Below are 18,550 nucleotides of genomic sequence, written 5' to 3' on the forward strand. Positions count from 1 at the left end.
AGACCAGCCTCACAAGCCTCCGCCCGGCACGCGCCCATCAAGAACATGAAGCATGGCAGCTGCGCGATTGAGGCGCTGGAAGTCACGCAGCCCGCTGAAATGGCGCTGCTAACCGACGCCCAGGCGCCTGGTCGTCTGTAGTTCACGCCAGGCCGCGCGTGCCACCTTCCAGGCCGAGCGCAGGAACAGCAGCAGCAAGGCCACCGCGATCAGCAGGTCCGGCCAGCCGGCGCCAAATGCCCACACCGCCAATGCTGCAAGAATCACCGCGCCGCCTTCGTACACGTCATTCAGCGAACACGCCCATGCCGAAGCCAGGTTGATGTCGCCCTGCCGGTACGGCCACAGCAGGCGCAGGCACAGCAGGTTGGCGGCCAGGTTCAACAGCGCGGCCACGCCCATGCTCTCGAACAGCGGCAGATGTGGATGCGCCAGTTTCCAGCCAATGCCCACTGCCACGGCAATGGCCGCGCACAGGATGAACAGCGCCTTGAGCAACGCCACCCGCGCCTTGGCGGCAAGGCTGGCGCCGACCACCGCAATGCTCAATGCATAGGTCAATGCGTCGCCGAGGTTGTCCAGGCTGCCGGACAACAACGAGGCCGAGCCGCTGTGCCAGGCAGCGAGCATCATCATCACGAAGGTAAGCAGGTTGATCGTCAACACCTGGTACAGCACGCGCCGCTGCCGCGCCTGCATGCGCTCGACTTCCAGGGTTTTACCGCAGCCGCAGCAGTCGCTCATCGGGGTTCCGCAGGAAAGTTCTGCTGGATTATCGCGCTGATGTGCGCGGACCTGTAGAGATAAGTGAAGCAACAGCGGAGGCAAAAGCTTGCCTTCACCCCAACCCCAGCACCCGTAATCAGGAGAGGGGCTAAAACGGTAGTGCCGAGCCATGCTCGGCAAGGGCCCTACCAGCGAAAAGCCGCCCTCACCCCAACCCCTCTCCCGTGAACGGGAGAGGGGCTTCAAGCCAAGCGAAGCAAGAGCTTCAAGCCAAAGCCAAAGCCAAAGCCAAGGCCAAGGCCAAGGCCAAGCAGGCGCTACTTTCCATTCCGGTGCAGCCAGCGGTACAACACCGGCAGCACCAGCAGGGTGAGCAGCGTGGAGGAAACGATGCCGCCAATCACCACCGTGGCCAGTGGCCGCTGTACTTCCGAGCCGGCGCCGACGTTGAAGGCCATCGGTACGAAGCCCAGCGAGGCGACCAGTGCGGTCATCAGCACCGGACGCAGGCGGCCCAGCGCACCTTCGCGGACGGCTTCGTTCAACGGCCGCCCGGCCTCGCGCAGGTGCCGCACGAAGCTGATCATCACCAGGCCGTTGAGCACCGCCACGCCGGACAAGGCAATGAAACCCACGCCGGCCGAGATCGACAACGGGATGCCGCGCAATGCCAACGCCAACACGCCCCCGGTAAGGGCCAACGGCACACCACTGAACACAATGGCCGCATCCCTGCCCGAGCCGAATGCCCAGAACAGCATCGCGAAGATCAGCACCAGGGTCACCGGCACCACCACCGCCAAACGCTGGCTGGCCGAGATCAGCTGCTCGAAGCTACCGCCGTATTCCACCCAGTAACCAGCCGGCACATCCACCTGGGTATCCACCGCGTTCTGCAGCTCGGCGACAAAACTGCCCAGGTCGCGGTCACGCACGTTGGCGGTGACCACGATGCGGCGCTTGCCGTTGTCGCGGTTGATCTGGTTGGGCCCTTCGCTGGATTCAATGCGGGCCAGTTCGCGCAGCGGCACGGTGCGGGCGTCACCGCTGCGCCAGCCACCGGCGCGGCTGGATTCATCGGCGTTGTCCTGCGCCAATGCCGGCTCCAGTGACACCGGCAGATCAGCCAAGGCCGCTGGATCCTGGCGCAGTTTTTCCGGCAGGCGCACGACGATGTCGAAACGTCGATCACCCTCGAACAACTGCCCCGCCACGCGCCCGCCGACCGCGGTGGAAACGGTGGATTGCAGTTGCCCGGGGTTGAGTCCGTAGCCGGCCAAGGCCCTGCGATCCGGGGTGATGGTCAGCAGCGGCAGGCCGCTGGTTTCCTCCAGCCGCACATCCGCCGCACCGGGCACCTTGGTTGCGACCTCGGCGATGCGCTGGCCCACCTGCGCCAGCGTTTCCATGTCGTCGCCGAACAGCATCACTGCCACGTCGGCACGCACACCGGAGATCAGCTCGTTCATGCGCATCTGAATCGGCTGGGTGAACTCGTAGTTGTTGCCCGGCAGTTCTTCCACCGCGGTTTCGAGCTCGGCCAACAGCTGTGCGCGCGGCTTGCGTGGGTCGGGCCACTGCTTGCGTGGCTTCATCATGATGAAGGTGTCGGCGACCGAGGGCGGCATCGGATCGGAAGCGACTTCCGGCGTGCCGATCTTGGAGAACACCTTGTCCACCTCGGCGAACTGCAGCAGGCGCGCTTCCACCTGCGTCTGCATCGTCACCGACTGGGTCAAGCTGGTGCCAGGAATGCGCATGGCGTGCATCGCCACGTCGCCTTCGTCCAGGTTGGGCACGAACTCGCTGCCCAGGCGCGTGGCCAGCACGCCGCACACCACCACCAACAATGCGGCGCCGGCCACGGCCCAGCGGCCACGCCGCAGCACTGCATCAAGCAGCGGCTCGTAGCGACGCCGCAACCACGCCATCAAGCGGTTTTCCTTCTCCTGCACGCGTCCACCGAGAAACAACGCAATCGCCGCCGGTACGAAGGTCAGCGCCAGCACCATCGCGCCGGTCAGCGCCAGCACCACGGTGATGGCCATCGGGTGGAACATTTTTCCTTCCACGCCGGTGAGGGCAAAGATCGGCAAATACACCGCGGTGATGATGCCCAGGCCGAACAGGCTGGGACGGATGACCTCGGCGGTGGCGCTGGCGGTTTCGGCAAAGCGCTCTTCCAGCGTCATCGCCCGGCCCAGTGCATGCGTGCGTTCGCCGAAGCGGCGCAGGCAGTTCTCGATGATGATCACCGCGCCATCGACAATCAGGCCGAAATCCAGTGCGCCCAGGCTCATCAAGTTGGCCGACACGCCACCGCGTGCCATGCCGGTGAGCGTGAACAACATCGCCAGCGGAATCACCGCCGCGGTAATCAGCGCCGCGCGGAAATTGCCCAGCAGCAGGAACAACACCACGATCACCAGCAACGCGCCTTCCAGCAAGTTCTTGGCGACGGTCTGGATGGTGCGGTCCACCAGCGCGGTGCGGTCGTAACTGGCGGTAACGGTGACGCCTTCGGGCAGGCTGCGCTGTGCCTGCTCCAGTTTGGCCGCTGCCGCCTGCGCCACATCGCGGCTGTTGGCACCGACCAGCATCACCACCGTGCCCATCACCACTTCGTGGCCGTTCTGGGTGGCCGCGCCGCTGCGCAGCTCCGGGCCTTCGGCCACGCTTGCCACGTCATGCACATGGATCGGCACCCCCTCACGACGCGCAAGCACGATGTTGCCGATCTCTTCCAGCCCGGCCACCTGCCCGGGCACGCGCACCAGGAACTGCTGGCCGTTGCGCTCGATGTAACCGGCGCCAACGTTCTGGTTGTTGCCTTCCACCGCTTCGGCAACATCATCCAGGGTGAAGCCCAGCGCCCGCAATTTTGCAGGGTCCGGGGTGATGTGGATCTGCCGCTGGTAACCACCAATCGTGTTGACCTCGGTCACGCCGGGCACATTGCGCAGCTGCGGCCGCACCACCCAGTCCTGCAGCGTGCGCAGGTCGGTGGCGGTATACGGCGTGCCATCGGCCTTGCGCGCCTTGGGATCGGCGTCGATGGTGTACATGAAGATCTCGCTCAGGCCGGTGGCAATCGGCCCCAGCTGCGGATCGAGCCCTTCGGGCAATTGCGACTTCACCTGCTGCAGGCGTTCGGCCACCTGCTGGCGGGCGAAATACAGATCGGTGCCGTCCTTGAACACCACCGTCACCTGCGACAACCCGTAACGCGACAGCGAACGCACCTGCTCAAGCTTGGGCAGGCCGGCCATCACCGTTTCCACCGGGTAGGTGATGCGCTGTTCCGATTCCAGTGGCGAATAACCTTCGGCCGCGGTGTTGATCTGCACCTGTACGTTGGTGATGTCAGGCGTGGCATCGATGGACAGGCGGGTGAAGCTCCAGCTGCCGATGGCGATCAAGGCCACCGTCAGCGCCATCATCAGCCAGCGGTGCGCGATGGCCGCGCGAATGATGCGCTCAAGCATGGCGTGGCCCTCCGTGTACAAGGCAGTGGCGGTCAATGTTCATGGGCCGCTCCCGCCTTGCCGATGTCGGCCTTGATCACATAGCTCTGCTCAACGACAACCTGTTCGCCCAGTTCAAGCCCGGCTTTGACTTCGACCCTGGTGGCATCACGTGCGCCCAGCGTCACCGGCCGCGCGGTATAGGTTTCGCCGTCACGCACGAACACCACGTCGCGGCCTTCCAGCGTCTGCAACGCCGACAGCGGCACGACTTTTTCAGCCGGCTGCATCGCCACGACAATGCGCGCGGTGACCGCCGCGCCCGGGCGCCACAGGCCGTCTTCATTGCGCACGCTGGCACGCGCCACGGTGCTCTGGCTGGCGGTGGCGGTGCCCGGCAGCACACGTTCCAGGGTGGTGCCCTGGCTGACGCCATCGGTCATGCGGGTGATGGTGACCGGCACGCCGGCAGTGATGTGCTGGGTGTCGGCGCCAAAGATATGCAGGTCCACCCACAACTCGGACAGGTCACCAATCTCGAACAACGCGGTGCCTTCGCCGGCCACCGCGCCCACCTGCGCCTGCCGCGACAGCACCACGCCGCTGATCGGCGCGCTGATGCTGTAGGTGGTCAGGCTCAGGTTGCTGTCGATGCTGGCCAGCGACTGGCCGGCACTCACGCGGTCGCCGACGTTCGCACGCAGGGCGCGGATCGGCCCGGGGAAGCGCGCCATCACCTGTGCGACGCGGCCATCCACCGGCGTCAGCAGGCCCTGCACTTCGTGCTCGTCGGCGATGGTGCCGGCCTGCACCGGGGCGCTGACGATACCGGCCTGCGCGGCCATCGCAGCCTTGATGATGGTGCTGTCGGTCTCGCCCTCGCCTTCTTCGTGTGCGTGACCGTCTTCCTCGTGGCCGGCTTCGCCGTGCCCGGCTTCTCCCTTCTGCGGGGCCGCAGCCTCCGGCTTGTCGCCCCCGCATGCGCTCAGCGTCAGGGTCAGCAGCAGGGCAAAAAGGGCGGTGAAATGGGTGCGGCTCATCGTGCGTTCTCCACGGCAACGGTGGCGTCTGCAGCGACCATCGACTGGCCGGTAAGACGCTGGATTTCAATCAGGGCGGTGTGTGCGGCAATGGCCGAATCCAGCTGCCGCTGGCGCGCTTCGATGCGCATGGCCTGCAGCTGCGCCCATTCCATGTAGCTGGCGGCACCGGCGCGCCAGGCCTGCTCGGCGGCGCGTTCGGCCTTGCGCAGCTGCGGCAGCACATCGCGGTTCATGCGCTCCACTTCCAGCCGTGCGCCGGCATAGCGGCCATGCGCTTCGGCCAGCATGGCGTAAAGCTGCTGCTGGCGGGCCTGCCGCTCATACGGCACCAGGGCCAGGTTGGCTTCGGCCTCACGGATTTCCGGCGCGGCGCGGCGGGCACTGCCCAGCGGAATGCTGAAGCCTGCGACCATCGAGGTGGCGTTGTCAGCGCGGCTGTTGCGCACGCCGACCTGCCAGTTCCAATCGGGCTTTGATGCGGTGCGCGCCAGTTGCAGCTGTGCCTCGCGGATGCGCTGTTCGCCAAGTAGTTCGGCCAGCTCCGGCGCACGCTGCAGTTCGTCGGCCAGCAGCTCGAACGGGCGCATCGCCGGCATCTGCAGTGCATTGCCGGTGACGGCGGTGAAGTTGGCCTGGCGTGCACCCCACAGGGCCGCCAGCGACAAGCGCGCCGAATCCGCTTCCTGGGTGGCGCGGTCGCGGTCCAGTTCGGCCTGGGCCAGCATTGCCTGCGCGGTGAAAAACACCGATTCCGGCGACGCGCCGGCCTGCAGACGCTGGCGTGCAGCGTTCACCGCGCGGCGCCGCTGCTCGATGTCGGTCATGGCGATATCCAGCGCGGACTGCGCGCGGGCCACCTCCAGGTAGCGACGCGCGGTTTCGGCCAACACATCCAGACGCGCGGTGGCGCGCTGCGGTGCCAGCGCGTCGATGCCAGCCTGGGCCAGCAGGCGGCGCGCATCCAGCTTGCCGCCGCGCTCCAGCACGCCGGACAGGCTCACCGTGGCTTCGGCGCCCTGCACACCGCGCGCATCGCCGCTGCCGAGCAGGTTTTCCACTTCGACCCCCACTTCCATCGGCGGCCGCAGTACGGCCGCGTCACGGCGGGCTTCCAGCACCGGGCGCTGTGCATCGAGCAGACGCAGGTCGGGGTGATCAAGGGCGACGCGGGCAACGGCCGCATCCAGGGTCAACGGTACAGCGGGCGCCGGTTCGAGCGCATGCACGCGCGGAACCAGCGCAACGGCGGCAATCGCCGCCAGGCGCATCCACATGGGGAATCTCCAGATAGCAGGTACAGACGTGGGCAAGCGGCCAGTGGCCGGGACGTCAGACGGCTATCGGGGGGCGGAACAGGCTCTCAGGAGGCTGCGAGGCCAGCTGCGGCGTCAGCGCGACGCGGGCGTGCTGGACAGGCGCTGGCGACAGCTGCCAGACCGGCACGAACAACGGCAACACACCGCCGTGACCGTTGCAGTCCACGCAATGCACCAGTGCATGCAGCAAGGCGTTGGCAGCGTCCTCGGCGTCGGGCGCGACCGCCAGGGCGGCGTCATCGTGTTCATGCACGCCAACACCGATATCCGTATGCGCCAGCATGTGGATATCGGTCAATGCCGAGGCCAGCGACGTACCGAACACGCCAATGCCCACCAACGCCAGCATCAGCAGGCGCAGCAGTTGGACGCGGCGGGGGCGCAGGGAACGCAGCATGGTGCGCAGCCTAGCGGGTGTGGTTGGGGTTACACAATCGCAGGGGCTTTCCCCCCTCTCCCCAACCCCTCTCCCGCGAAGGGGAGAGGGGCTCCAAAGCTGCGGTCGCAAACAATGCGTGCACTCGCGGCGGATTTAAGCCCCTCTCCCCTTCGCGGGAGAGGGGTTGGGGAGAGGGGGCGCGTTTACCTATCCCGCTTACTTCGCGCTCTTGCGCTGCTCGATATACGCCTTGACCTGCTGCTCCAGCACCGGCAGCGGTACCGAGCCGAGCTTGAGCACGGTGTCGTGGAAGCCCTTGATGTCGAACTTGTCGCCCAGTTCCTTTTCGGCCTGCGCGCGTAGTTTGACGATGGTGATCTCGCCCAGCTTGTAGCTCAGTGCCTGCGCCGGCCAGGAAATGTAGCGGTCCACTTCGGTGGTGACTTCGTGCTCGCTCAAGGCGGTGTGGTCGCGCAGGTAGGCGATGCCCTGCTCGCGGGTCCAGCCGTAGTGGTGCACGCCGGTGTCGATCACCAGGCGCGCGGCGCGCCACATTTCGTAGGTCAGGCGGCCGAAATCTTCATACGGCGTCTGGTAGATGCCCATCTCCACACCGAGCTTTTCGGTGTACAGGCCCCAGCCCTCGCCGTAGGCGGAGATGTAGTTGTAGCGACGGAAATCCGGCTGCTCGCCCTGCTCGGCGGCAAGTGCGCCCTGCAGTGCGTGGCCCGGGTCGGACTCGTGCAGGGTCAGTGCCGGCAAGTTGTACAGCGGGCGCGCCGGCAGGTTGTAGGTGTTGAGCCAGTAAGTGCCCATGCCGCCACGGCCGGCGGTCCAGAACGGGGCGATGTCCGGCGGCACCGGCACGATGGTGAAGCGCGCGCGCGGCAGGGTCATGTACTTGCCGATCACGCCATCCACGCGCTTGGAGATCCATGCCGCGCGCCACAGCAGTTCATCCGGGGTCTTGGCGTAGAACTGCGGGTCGGTACGCAGGAAATGGAGGAAGTCGGCAAAACGGGTCTGCTCGCTCTTACCCTTGAACCCCACCTTGTCGATGATGGCGTTCATTTCCTGCTGGATGCGGTTGACCTCGCTCAGGCCCACGGCGTGGATCTCCTGCGGGCTCATGTCCAGCGTGGTGTATTCGCGGATCTGCTGCTGGTAGAACGCCTTGCCGCCGGGCATCTTCTCCGCCGCCAGCGTCGTGCGCGACTTCGGCACGTATTCTTCGCGGTAGAAGGTCAGCAGCTTGCCGAAGGCCGGCACCACGCTGCCGCTGATGGCCTGCCGCGCATCGGCCTGCAGCTGCTGCTGCTCGGCGGCAGGAATGCTGGACGGCAGCTTCTTCAGCGGCTCGTACAGCGGTGACTCGGTCGGGTCTTTCAGTTCGGCCACGGTCGAAATGGAAACATCGCGGCCTTCCAGCACCGCACGCGGCACGCTGAAACCACGCTCCAGGCCGGCACGCATGTTGACCATCTGCTGGTCAAAGTAGCGCGGCACATCGTTCAAACGCGCGATGTAGTTGCGGTAGTCCTGCGCGGTCTTCATCTCGCGCCGGGCCATGAAACTCAGGTTCGACCAGAACGAGGAATCCGAGTTGAATGGCATCTCGTACGTGCGCTGGCGCACTTCGTCGGCCAGGTTCTCGACCTGGTATTTGTAGATGGCGTAGTTGATCTGACTTTCGGCCGACAACGCCTTCGGGTCGATGGCTTCAAGCTGCACCAGCACCTCGTCCCATACCTTCAGCCGCGTCTGGTGCGCCTGCGCGCTGACGTCCGGCAGCTGGGTGGCATTGGCCGGGGCATCACTGTCCTCGCTGGCTTCACCGCCGCCGGCCTGGCGCCAGGCCCATTCCTTTTCGTAGATCGCCTTGAACTGCGCATCGGCGTTCTGTACCGCCAGGGTGGCCGGTGCTGCCGGTTTGGCAGCAAACGCGGGAGTGGAAGCCAAGCCAAGAGCGAGCAGCAGCGCAGCGTTCAACGACGATTTCACGATCAGGGTTCCCCGGATGAATGACATTCATCCCGATCATCGCATTGAACCCGTTGGCCAACCTAGACCGAATCGGGCGGCAAATCCGCCGGATTCGTGCCAGCTCAGTAGGTGGCCTTGTCGCGCTTCCAGCCACGGTGCCGGATGTCCAGGCGCAGGCTGTACAACGCGGTGAACGCCGGGAACAGGTTCTGGATCACGCCCACCGCGTCCTGCTTGGCGGAAAAGAGGAAGTAGCTCAGCGTCATCAGACTGCCCAGCACGCTCATGTACCAGAACAGCCGCGGGATCACCGGCTTGCCGGCACGGCGCGAGGCCACGAACTGCACCAGCCAGCGGCCGCCGAACATCAACGCGCCGGTCAGGCCAATCAGCTTCCACGGCGACATGTGCACGCCGGTCCACTCCAGCCACGCCAGCGGTTGGTTCATGAAATCCATGCTCAGACCTCCTCCACCGCCGTGCGCTTGCTGCGGACGATCAACCAGGCCACGCCACGCAGGTCGCGGATGCCGACCAGCGCGCGGCCCAGGTTGTTGTACTTGGACACGCCGGCGGTGCGATGGCGATGATTGACCGGCACGCTCACCGTCTTCCAGCCGGCACGCTGCATCAATGCCGGCAGGTAGCGATGCATGTGGTCGAAGTACGGCAGGTCCATGAACGCCGCGCGCTCGAACAGCTTGATGCCGCAGCCGGTATCGGGCGTGTCATCGCGCAGCATGCGGGCACGGATGGCATTGGCCCATTTGCTGGCCCAGCGCTTGGAGCCGCTGTCCTGGCGGTTGACGCGCCAGCCGGCAAACAGCTTGACCGCCGCCTCGGCGGTATCGCGCGCGGCCAGCAGCTTGGGGATGTCGGCCGGGTCATTCTGGCCATCGCCATCGAGCGTGGCGATCCACGGTGCAAGGGCCGCTTTCACGCCGGTGCGTACGGCCGTGCTCTGGCCGCTCTGCTGCACGTGATGCAGTACCCGCAGCTCCGGGTTGGAAGCCTTCAGCGACTGCAGCACCTGCAGGGTGTCATCGCGGGAATTGTCGTCCACATAGACGATCTCGAACGGCAACCGCCCGCGCAATGCGGCGGTGATTTCATTGACCAGCGGCGTGACGTTGTCGCGCTCGTTGAAGACAGGAACAACCACCGAAAGGATGGGTTGGTTCATCGCTGGATCCGTTTGCAGTGCAGGGGGAAAAGAACCGCGCAATTCCTGAGCACAACCTAGCGGAACGTGATTTCAGGCGCGTGATTGAACGCTGCTGAGGCGCCAATCCACAACCTTGGATGGCAAAGGTCCACTCGGATCGAAACGACCCGCGCCCTGCTGGAGACTGGCACAGCTTGCGCCATGTCACCCGGCTGCTGCGGTGATCACGTCGATGAAGTGTCCAGCTCCACGGGGGGTATGGATGCCGAGGCAGTGCAGGCGATGCACCGGCCCCGACGCTGGGTACGACAGCGCAGCAAGGCTACCGGGCGTGATGTCAGAAACATGTGCAAGGCGGGGGTGACGGGCCGACGGGCGTTTTGATGCTTGTGGATTGGGCGCGTCGGGCGCGTCGGGCACATGGTGATGAAGTACTCCCTTCTCCCGCCTGCGGGAGAAGGTGCCCGGAGGGCGGATGAGGGGTGCTTTTGCTCCATATGCCTTAAGAGCCCCCTCACCCCAACCCCTCTCCCGTGAACGGGAGAGGGGCTTGAAGGAAGCACTGACTTCTTCCGCAGGCTGCAGAGATGCTTGAAACACTCCCTTCTCCCGCCTGCGGGAGAAGGTGCCCGGAGGGCGGATGAGGGGTGCTTTTGTTCCATGTGTTTTAAGAGCGCCCTCTCCCCAACCCCTCTCCCGCATGGGGAGAGGGGCTTGAAGCACGGCCATCTTCCGCTGGCTGCGGAGGGGCTTCTCACTGCCCATTGCGCATTGCCATCCCGCCCCCTATTCAGGTTAAGATTTTCGCGTCATGCGACGCCCATGACAGTCACCACCGCGCCCCCACCTGCGCAGGCGGCGATGGCAGGCCACACGGCGTGTTCTGCCACCCCGACTGGAATCAAACCTTGCGCAAGCTCACTTGGCGTTTCCTGCTGCTCACCCTCGTTTTTCTGACCCTGTGCCGCGTGGCGCTGTCGTTATGGCTGTGGCCGCGCGTGGAAGCGGCCGGCGGCCTGTGGCCGGTCCTGCTCGGCGGCTGGCGTATCGACCTGAGCCTGCTGGCCATGGTCTGCGCGGTGCCGGCGCTGTTGTCGCCCTGGCTTGGCCACCGGCACTGGCCCACCCGCATCACCGGCTGGTGGTACCGGCTGTGGTGGCTGTTGTTCGTGCTGCTGGAAGTGTCCACGCCGCAGTTCCTCCTGGAATACGACACCCGCCCGAACCGGCTGTACGTGGAATACCTCAACAGCCCGCAGGAGGTGTCGGCGATGCTGTGGCACGGCTACAAGGGCGTGCTGCTGCTGGCGACGCTGGCGATGGCGCTGCTGGGCTGGGCCGGGTTCCGCTGGCTGCGGGCGCAACGTGATGCGGTGTCACCGAAACCGTGGCTGCGGGTGGTGGTCACGGCCGTCGCGTTTGTGGTGCTGTTCCTGGCCGCGCGCGGCACGCTGGAGCACCGCCCGTTGAACGCGTCGAAGGTGGCCTTCAGCGACGATGCAATGGTCAACACGCTGCCACTGAACTCCCTCTACAACGTCATCCACGCCATTCGCGGCATGACCAACGAACGCTCGGCGGCACAGATCTACGGCGCGATGCCCGAGCAGGACATGCACCAGCTGGTCCGCAGTGCCGCCGGCATCGACGGCCCGATGCTCGACCCCGAACACCCCAGCCTGCATCTGCAGCAGGCCACGGCAGTACCCGCCAAACCGCTGAACCTGGTGGTGATTGTTGAAGAAAGCCTGGGCGCGCAGTACATCGGCACGCTGGGCGGGCAGCCGCTGTCGCCGCAGTTCGATGCCCTGGCCAGGGATGGCTGGCTGCTGGCCCGCGCCTATGCCACCGGCACCCGTTCGGTGCGCGGGCTGGAAGCACTGAGCACTGGCTTCCTGCCCACCCCGGCCGAAGCCGTGCTGAAACTGCCGCGCAGCCAGAGTGGCTTTTTCACCCTGGCCGACCTGCTCGGCGAGTTCGGTTACCACTCACGCTTCCTCTATGGCGGCGAGGCGCACTTCGACAACATGAAGTCGTTCTTCCTCGGCAACGGCTTTGATGAAGTGATCGACCGGCCGCGTTTTGAAGTGAAGCCGGGCTTCGTCGGTTCCTGGGGCGCCTCCGATGAGGACATGTTCAACGAGCTGCACCATCGCCTGATGCAGGACGACGGCCAGCCGCGTTTCACCATGGCCTTCAGCGTCTCCAATCATTCGCCGTGGGAGTACCCGGCCGGGCGCATCCAGCCCAGCACGCCGGCTGCCAGCGTGGAAAACACCGCCCGCTATGCCGACTGGTCGCTGGGCCAGTTCTTCGCCCGCGCCAAGCAATCGCCTTACTGGGAAAACACCGTGTTCCTGGTCGTGGCCGACCACGATTCGCGCGTGTTCGGCGCCAGCCTGGTGCCGGTGCGGCACTTCCATATTCCCGCCTTGATTCTTGGCCCGGGCGTGCCGGTGCGGCGCGACGAACATATCGTCAGCCAGATCGATCTGCCGCCCACCGTGTTGTCACTGATCGGCATCAGCAGCACGCATCCGATGCTCGGCGTGGACCTAACCCGGCGTCACCCCAACCGCGCGATCATGCAATACGGCGACAACCACGGCTATCTGCAGGGGGATCAATTGCTGGTCCTGCAGCCGCAACAGCCTGCCGAACAGTTCCGCTACCAGCGCGACGGCGAGACACTGACGCCTACTTCTGTGGACCCGGCCTTGGCCAAGCTGGCATTGGCGCATGCGTTGTGGCCCAGCTGGGCGTATACCGAACAGCGTTATGCGCTGCCGGACAAGACGCTGCAGCCACGAGCTGTCTCTGGTTCTGCCGATACAGCAGTGGCTGAGAACTGATTCGTGTAGGTACCACGGCAGTGGCTTTGGCTGCTGTGGCTTTTGCTGTACTTCTGCTTTTTCCTTCTGCCGTTGCGCTTTGCTGTTGCCTTTGTATTCGCTCGTCATTCCCGCGCAGGCGGGAATCGCTCTTGCCCTTGCCGCGTCCTTGCGGACGAACTCAAGCAGAGACAAAAGCCAAGGCGGGAGCGATTCCCGCCTGCGCGGGAATGACGAGCAAAAAATAAACGCCAAAACAAAAACTGAAGCCAAAGCAAAAAACCAAGAACGATCAGGCATCCGCACCAAAGTATTCACGGCACCATGCCACCACCGGCGGCAGGCCCACTTCAATCGGCGTGGTGGGCGCATAGCCGAATGCGGCATTGGCGCGTGATGTGTCGGCCATGGTCTGCACCATGTCACCCGGCTGCATCGGCTTGTAGACCTTCTGCGCAGGGCGGCCGGCAGCGGCGGCGATCACGTCGATGAAGTGCTCCAGCTCCACCGGCGTGTGGTTGCCGAGGTTGAACAGCTGATGCGGCGTGGCCGCCTCACTGGGGTGTGCCAACGCACCGAGAATGCCGGCCACGATGTCCGAGACATGGGTGAAATCACGGCGCATCTTGCCGTCGTTGAACACTTCGATGCTGCGCCCGGCCAGCACCGCGCGCGAGAACAGCAGCGGTGCCATGTCCGGCCGGCCCCACGGGCCATAAACGGTGAAAAAACGCAGGCCGGTCGCGCGCAGGCCGTATAACTGTGCGTAGGTGTGCGCCATCAGTTCATTGGCGGCCTTGGTCGCCGCGTACAACGAGCGCGGTTGATCCACGCGCTGGTCTTCGGAGAACGGCGGCGTGGCCGAATCGCCATACACCGAACTACTGGACGCATACACCAGATGCTGCACGCCGCGATGGCGGCACAACTCCAGGATATTGACGAAGCCGACCAGGTTGCTTTCGACGTAGGCGTGTGGATTTTCCAGCGAATAACGCACGCCGGCCTGCGCAGCCAGATGAATCACCTGCGTCGGCTGCAGCTCGTCGAACAAAGCCGCAAGGTCGTCGCGGTCAGTGATGTCCAGCGCGCGGACATCCAGCTGCGGGCACAGCGCGGCAACGCGGTCGCGCTTGAGCTGCGGGTCGTAGTAATCGTTGTAGTTGTCCAGCCCAACCACATGCTCACCGCGCGCGGCCAAAGCCTGGCAGGTGTAGGCACCGATGAAACCGGCGGCGCCGGTGACGAGAATGGTCATCAAAATTTCCTGGTGTGCGCTGCGCTCGGACGCGCGGAGCTTGCCCAATTGCAGATCGCGTTTCGTTCCGCTGCCAAGCTTCCGCTTCATCCGCTACGGATACAACGCCAACATCCACGTCGCTGCCGGCCAGCCCGCCGGGCAAACGACAGCATCGGCAACACGGGGTTGCCGTATGCCGATCAGTTCAATGATTCATGCCCGAAGTGAACAGTCCGCAGGCCATGTCTCCGGAACCACTGCCTGCCTCACCACAGGGTGAGAGGTTTTTCCCTGGCCAAGGCTTCCTTGCGTTCCTTGCTGAACGCCCACCACGGCTGCGGCGCCTCGCCCCCCATGAAGCGCACGATGGACAGGAACACATCGATCACACAGGGGTCATGCACCACGCCGGTCTTCAGACACAGCTGGGCATACATGTCATAGGGATCGCGCCCGCGCAGATGCGCCGGGACACGGATTCCAATCAGACGCAGATCTTTCTCACAGGCCGGCCCGACATTCGGCAGGTCGGTCAGACGCAACAGATGGTTGCGGTCGACCTTGGTGGGGTTCATTGACTTGCAAGCACCTCAGGGGAAGTGGAACGTCAGCCTTGCTGACGCGTGCGAAGCCGCTCCAGCACGCCGTCCAGCGTGTCCAGATCGGTGTAGTGGATGACCAGTTTGCCCTTGCCGCCACGGCCGTGGTTGATCGCCACCTTGGTGCCAAGCGATTCGGACAGTTCGGTTTCCAGCGAGGCAATATCGGCCTGCGGCGCGCTCGGCGACGGCTTGGCCTTGCGCGCGCCGGGCACCTTGCCAGCGGCAAACTGCTGGGCGCGGTGTTCGACTTCACGCACCGACCAGCCCTGGTCGGCGGCTTCTTCGGCCAGCTTGGTGGCCAGTTCCGGCGCCAGCGTCAGCAGCGCGCGGGCATGGCCCATTTCCAGGCGGCGGGTTTCCAGCAGCACGCGCACGCCAACCGGCAGGTCGATCAAACGCAGCAGGTTGGACACCGAGGCGCGCGAACGGCCCACGGCCTGTGCGGCTTCGGCGTGGGTCAGGGTGAACTCGCTGACCAGCCGCGCCAGTGCTTCGGCTTCTTCCAGCGGGTTGAGGTCTTCGCGCTGGATGTTCTCGATCAGCGCCATTGCGATGACGGTGCGGTCTTCCAGCTCGCGCACGACCACCGGCACTTCGTCCAGCCCGGCCAGGCGCGAGGCGCGCCAACGGCGTTCACCGGCAATGATTTCGTGTTTGCCGCCTTCGATCTGGCGCACCAGGATCGGCTGGATGATGCCCTGCGCCCTGATCGACTCGGCCAGCTCGGCCAGCTTGCCTTCGTCCATGTCCCGGCGCGGCTGGTACTTGCCCGGCTGCAGCTGATCGACGGGCAGCTTGCGCAGCACTTCACCCGGCTGCGGTTCGGCCACGGCGGCCACGGTGACCGGCGTCACCGCACCCTTGGGGCCCAGCAGGGCATCCAGGCCACGGCCCAGGCCGCGCTTCTTCGCTGTTGCCATCAGACAGCCTCCATGGCCCGGGAGGCCTGCTTGCGTTCGTTGTTGCGGCGGATGATCTCACCGGCCAGGCCCAGGTAGGCCACGCCGCCACGTGAGCTGCGGTCGTAACCGACGATGCTCTGGCCATGGCTGGGCGCTTCGGCCAGGCGCACGTTGCGCGGCACGATGGTGCGGAACACGCGGTCGCCGAAATATTCGGTGAGCTGCGCCGACACGGCATTGGCCAGGTTGTTGCGCACGTCGAACATGGTGCGCAGCACGCCTTCGATTTCCAGCGCCGGGTTGAGGTTGATCTTCAGCGCATCAATGGTCTGCACCAGCGCGCTCAGCCCTTCCAGCGCGTAGTACTCGCACTGCATCGGCACGATCACCGAATCGGCCGCGGCCAGCGCATTGAGCGTCAGCAGCGACAGTGCCGGCGGGCAGTCGATGAGGATGTAGTCGTATTCGTCGCGGATCGGCGCCAGGGCACGCTTGAGCCGCTGTTCGCGCTCGCCCTGGTCCATCAGCTGGATTTCGGCCGCGGTCAGGTCGATGTTGCCGGGCAGCAGGTCATAGCCCTCGGCTGCCTGCACCCGTACTTCGGCAGCGGTGTTCTCGCCCAGCAGCAGGTCGCAGGTGGAGGCGGCGACTTCACGCTTGTCCACGCCACTGCCCATGGTCGCGTTGCCCTGCGAATCCAGGTCGACCAGCAGCACACGCTTGGGTGCGGCGGCAAGGGAAGCAGCCAGATTGACGGCCGTGGTGGTCTTGCCGACGCCGCCTTTCTGGTTGGCGATGGCGATGATGCGAGCCATGCAGGAGAGCCTCGTAGGCGGGGTTGGACTGGGCATTATGCGTGCAGCGGCCCGAAGGCGGAAATCGGCGTGGGCCGGGGGCGGCCCGGAGCCACCCGCCGGCGCCAGCCGGTGGCTGCTGCCCCAGGGCAGACGGACCGGCCACCCGGCGCCGTTGCCTGGCTGCCGCCTTTCGCTCGCAGGCCGGCAACCGCACCCGGGCCGGGGGCTTTGCGGCAGCCGCTCAGCGCCGCTCCACCACCACCAGATGCCGGTCACCGACCAGGCCCGGCACCTGCAGCGGGCGCACTTCCAGCGCCTGCCAGCCCGCCGGCAGCTGGGCGATTTCTTCGTGCGGATACACGCCCTTCATCGCCAGAAGCTGGCCGCCGGGGCGCAGCAGGTGGCCGCCGACCTCGATGATGCCGGCCAGGGTGTCCATCGCACGCGCGGTGAGATTGTCGAAAGCGCCAGGCTCGTCCAGCGCCTCGGCGCGGGATTCGGCCACGCGGGCATTGCCCAGGCCGAGCTGACGCACGGCTTCGCGCAGGAAGCGGGCTTTCTTGCCGTTGCTCTCCACCAGCGTGACCTGCAGCTGCGGGTGGGCGATGGCCAGCGGGATGCCGGGCAGCCCGGGGCCGGTGCCGAGGTCGGCCAGGGTGCCCGACTCGACGTGCGGCACCATCGCCAGCGAATCGAGCAGGTGGCGGGTGACCATTTCGCGCGGGTCGCGGATGGCGGTGAGGTTGTAGGTGCGGTTCCAGCGCGCCAGCAATGCCAGGTAGGCCAGCAGCGGCGTGGCCAGTGCGGCGTCCAGGCCCATGGCCTGCAGGCCGTTGCGCAGGTCGCCGGCGACTTCGGGCGGGAGAGTGGTGTCGTTCATGGCGGGGATTATCGCAGGCATCACGGATTTGGCTTCAGGCCCGCTCCCTTGCAGTGAAGACGCCGCAGGAAGGCTGGGCAGAAGTGCGGTGGGTTTTAGCCCCCTCCCTTGCGCGCAGCGCAGGGGAGGGTTGGGGAGGGGTGCTATTGCTTTTGATTTCTGATCTTTCAGGTCCCGATCACAGCAAAAGCACCCTCACCCCTACCCCTCTCCCGCAAGCAGGAGAGGGGATAAAGCGATAGCGCCTTTTTCTCTGGCTACCCGGCGATCACAGCGGGTACCACGCCAGTGCCGCGCGGAAATCGTCGGTAGCCTGCCATTCGTGCAGGTGCCAACGGCGGGCGTCGCCCAGGCCCGGATCGCACCACACCAGTTGCAGCGCGCCTGTCTCGTCCGGGGCGAAGCGCAGCTTTTCCAGGCCGAATGAAATGCCGTGGCCATGCGCTTTCAGCAACGCTTCCTTGGCACACCACACGCGGAAGAACCACCGCTGGCATTGCACATCGTCCAGGCTGTCGAGCCATGCGATTTCTTCGGTATGGAAGAAGCGCCGGATCACCTCGCGCATCTGCCGGCGTGGGCGCTGCCGCTCCAGGTCCACGCCCAGCCGCGCGCCCTCCCCCAGCGCCACCAGCAGATGCCCGCCACTGTGGCTCCAGCCGGTACCGTAATGGGCCAACTCGCCGATCAACCACGGCCGGCTGCGTTCATCGCGGGTCAGCGGCAATGCCTGTGGCGCATAGCCCAGTTCGGCGGCCAGCAGCGCGCGGGCCTGCGGCTCGCCGCGGGTACCCTGGACATGCGGCAGCAGCCAAACCCTGACCGGCTCAAACTGCCAATCCGGCAACGCAGCGTCCGTCATGCTGAACGGCCACCGGCCAGGATCAACGCCGCGTTCACAGCCTGGCGCGTTGACTGTGACCACCACACCACTTCCGGTGTCTTCAGGCAGGGAGGTTCACGCATGGGCATCATCATCTGGTTGATCGTTGGCGGCGTCGTGGGTTGGCTGGCCAGCCTCATCATGCGCCGCGATGCGCAGCAAGGCATCATCCTGAATGTCGTGGTTGGCATCATCGGGGCCATGATCGCCGGCTTCCTGTTTGGCGGCGGCAGCATCAATGCAGCAATTACCCCGCGCTCGTTCCTGCTGTCGCTGCTGGGCGCGGTGATCCTGTTGGCCATCGTCAACCTGTTCACCCGCAAAAGCGTGCGCTGACCC

16 protein-coding genes are annotated in these 18,550 nt (G+C 65.5%); 2 read left to right on the forward strand and 14 right to left on the reverse strand.

Translation table 11 applies throughout. From position 1 onward, the window contains the following. Positions 1 to 108: 108 nt before the first annotated feature. The 8 genes from ACVOLO_RS01940 to ACVOLO_RS01975 form a co-directional block, all read right to left on the reverse strand. Entirely contained in the window at positions 109 to 744 is a 636-nt protein-coding gene (locus ACVOLO_RS01940) for a cation efflux transmembrane domain-containing protein (protein ID WP_481568588.1), read from the reverse strand. A gap of 299 nt (positions 745 to 1,043) precedes the next feature. Next, positions 1,044 to 4,211, reverse strand: a complete 3,168-nt coding sequence (locus ACVOLO_RS01945) for an efflux RND transporter permease subunit (protein ID WP_481568589.1) — start codon at positions 4,209 to 4,211, stop codon at positions 1,044 to 1,046. A gap of 32 nt (positions 4,212 to 4,243) precedes the next feature. Next, entirely contained in the window at positions 4,244 to 5,230 is a 987-nt protein-coding gene (locus ACVOLO_RS01950; RefSeq protein WP_481568590.1) for an efflux RND transporter periplasmic adaptor subunit, read from the reverse strand. Next, positions 5,227 to 6,507 (reverse strand): TolC family protein, encoded by a 1,281-nt coding sequence (locus tag ACVOLO_RS01955; RefSeq protein ID WP_481568591.1) that lies wholly within the window; start codon positions 6,505 to 6,507, stop codon positions 5,227 to 5,229. The genes ACVOLO_RS01950 and ACVOLO_RS01955 overlap by 4 nt, the downstream gene beginning before the upstream one ends. A gap of 55 nt (positions 6,508 to 6,562) precedes the next feature. Continuing rightward, positions 6,563 to 6,946, reverse strand: a complete 384-nt coding sequence (locus ACVOLO_RS01960) for a hypothetical protein (RefSeq protein ID WP_481568592.1) — start codon at positions 6,944 to 6,946, stop codon at positions 6,563 to 6,565. Between the two features lie 198 nt (positions 6,947 to 7,144). After that, the gene (locus tag ACVOLO_RS01965) at positions 7,145 to 8,929 is read right to left on the reverse strand and encodes a DUF885 domain-containing protein (RefSeq protein ID WP_481568593.1); all 1,785 of its coding nucleotides are present in this window, start codon (positions 8,927 to 8,929) and stop codon (positions 7,145 to 7,147) included. 104 nt (positions 8,930 to 9,033) lie between these two features. After that, the gene (locus tag ACVOLO_RS01970) at positions 9,034 to 9,369 is read right to left on the reverse strand and encodes a lipid-A-disaccharide synthase N-terminal domain-containing protein (RefSeq protein WP_481568594.1); all 336 of its coding nucleotides are present in this window, start codon (positions 9,367 to 9,369) and stop codon (positions 9,034 to 9,036) included. Between the two features lie 2 nt (positions 9,370 to 9,371). Next, the gene (locus ACVOLO_RS01975) at positions 9,372 to 10,094 is read right to left on the reverse strand and encodes a glycosyltransferase family 2 protein (RefSeq protein WP_481568595.1); all 723 of its coding nucleotides are present in this window, start codon (positions 10,092 to 10,094) and stop codon (positions 9,372 to 9,374) included. An 890-nt stretch (positions 10,095 to 10,984) separates the two neighbouring features. Between ACVOLO_RS01975 and ACVOLO_RS01980 the strand changes: the two genes are divergently transcribed. After that, positions 10,985 to 12,928, forward strand: a complete 1,944-nt coding sequence (locus ACVOLO_RS01980; RefSeq protein WP_481568596.1) for an LTA synthase family protein — start codon at positions 10,985 to 10,987, stop codon at positions 12,926 to 12,928. Between the two features lie 271 nt (positions 12,929 to 13,199). Here the strand turns inward: ACVOLO_RS01980 and ACVOLO_RS01985 are convergent, their stop codons facing one another. From ACVOLO_RS01985 to ACVOLO_RS02010, 6 genes are all read right to left on the reverse strand, one after another. Further along, entirely contained in the window at positions 13,200 to 14,165 is a 966-nt protein-coding gene (locus ACVOLO_RS01985; protein WP_481568597.1) for an SDR family NAD(P)-dependent oxidoreductase, read from the reverse strand. A gap of 248 nt (positions 14,166 to 14,413) precedes the next feature. Next, the gene (locus ACVOLO_RS01990) at positions 14,414 to 14,722 is read right to left on the reverse strand and encodes a helix-hairpin-helix domain-containing protein (protein ID WP_481568598.1); all 309 of its coding nucleotides are present in this window, start codon (positions 14,720 to 14,722) and stop codon (positions 14,414 to 14,416) included. Between the two features lie 32 nt (positions 14,723 to 14,754). Next, positions 14,755 to 15,669: a ParB/RepB/Spo0J family partition protein gene (locus ACVOLO_RS01995; RefSeq protein ID WP_481568599.1), complete on the reverse strand. Its 915-nt coding sequence runs from the start codon at positions 15,667 to 15,669 to the stop codon at positions 14,755 to 14,757. Further along, positions 15,669 to 16,466, reverse strand: a complete 798-nt coding sequence (locus ACVOLO_RS02000) for a ParA family protein (protein WP_481568600.1) — start codon at positions 16,464 to 16,466, stop codon at positions 15,669 to 15,671. The genes ACVOLO_RS01995 and ACVOLO_RS02000 overlap by 1 nt, the downstream gene beginning before the upstream one ends. 223 nt (positions 16,467 to 16,689) lie before the next feature. Further along, positions 16,690 to 17,328: a 16S rRNA (guanine(527)-N(7))-methyltransferase RsmG gene (gene rsmG / locus ACVOLO_RS02005; protein ID WP_481568601.1), complete on the reverse strand. Its 639-nt coding sequence runs from the start codon at positions 17,326 to 17,328 to the stop codon at positions 16,690 to 16,692. Between the two features lie 268 nt (positions 17,329 to 17,596). After that, positions 17,597 to 18,190, reverse strand: a complete 594-nt coding sequence (locus ACVOLO_RS02010; RefSeq protein ID WP_481568602.1) for a 4'-phosphopantetheinyl transferase family protein — start codon at positions 18,188 to 18,190, stop codon at positions 17,597 to 17,599. Between the two features lie 102 nt (positions 18,191 to 18,292). Here ACVOLO_RS02010 and ACVOLO_RS02015 point away from each other — a divergent pair, with 102 nt between their 5' ends. Beyond that, positions 18,293 to 18,547 carry a GlsB/YeaQ/YmgE family stress response membrane protein gene (locus ACVOLO_RS02015; RefSeq protein ID WP_481568603.1) on the forward strand — a complete coding sequence of 85 codons (255 nt, stop codon included), beginning with the start codon at positions 18,293 to 18,295 and terminating at the stop codon, positions 18,545 to 18,547. Positions 18,548 to 18,550: the final 3 nt, after the last annotated feature.

It is taken from the genome of Stenotrophomonas sp. STEN056, from assembly GCF_056759635.1.

Excerpts from the sequence above, each read along its gene's own strand:
- ACVOLO_RS01955 (WP_481568591.1), bottom strand. The coding sequence starts at position 6,507 with ATGTGGATGCGCCTGGCGGCGATTGCCGCCGTTGCGCTGGTTCCGCGC.
- ACVOLO_RS01995 (WP_481568599.1), bottom strand. The coding sequence starts at position 15,669 with ATGGCAACAGCGAAGAAGCGCGGCCTGGGCCGTGGCCTGGATGCCCTG.
- ACVOLO_RS01945 (WP_481568589.1), bottom strand. The coding sequence starts at position 4,211 with ATGCTTGAGCGCATCATTCGCGCGGCCATCGCGCACCGCTGGCTGATG.
- ACVOLO_RS01985 (WP_481568597.1), bottom strand. The coding sequence starts at position 14,165 with ATGACCATTCTCGTCACCGGCGCCGCCGGTTTCATCGGTGCCTACACC.
- ACVOLO_RS02015 (WP_481568603.1), top strand. The coding sequence starts at position 18,293 with ATGGGCATCATCATCTGGTTGATCGTTGGCGGCGTCGTGGGTTGGCTG.
- ACVOLO_RS01950 (WP_481568590.1), bottom strand. The coding sequence starts at position 5,230 with ATGAGCCGCACCCATTTCACCGCCCTTTTTGCCCTGCTGCTGACCCTG.
- ACVOLO_RS01940 (WP_481568588.1), bottom strand. The coding sequence starts at position 744 with ATGAGCGACTGCTGCGGCTGCGGTAAAACCCTGGAAGTCGAGCGCATG.
- ACVOLO_RS02000 (WP_481568600.1), bottom strand. The coding sequence starts at position 16,466 with ATGGCTCGCATCATCGCCATCGCCAACCAGAAAGGCGGCGTCGGCAAG.
- ACVOLO_RS01970 (WP_481568594.1), bottom strand. The coding sequence starts at position 9,369 with ATGGATTTCATGAACCAACCGCTGGCGTGGCTGGAGTGGACCGGCGTG.
- ACVOLO_RS01960 (WP_481568592.1), bottom strand. The coding sequence starts at position 6,946 with ATGCTGCGTTCCCTGCGCCCCCGCCGCGTCCAACTGCTGCGCCTGCTG.
- rsmG (WP_481568601.1), bottom strand. The coding sequence starts at position 17,328 with ATGAACGACACCACTCTCCCGCCCGAAGTCGCCGGCGACCTGCGCAAC.
- ACVOLO_RS02010 (WP_481568602.1), bottom strand. The coding sequence starts at position 18,190 with ATGACGGACGCTGCGTTGCCGGATTGGCAGTTTGAGCCGGTCAGGGTT.
- ACVOLO_RS01975 (WP_481568595.1), bottom strand. The coding sequence starts at position 10,094 with ATGAACCAACCCATCCTTTCGGTGGTTGTTCCTGTCTTCAACGAGCGC.
- ACVOLO_RS01990 (WP_481568598.1), bottom strand. The coding sequence starts at position 14,722 with ATGAACCCCACCAAGGTCGACCGCAACCATCTGTTGCGTCTGACCGAC.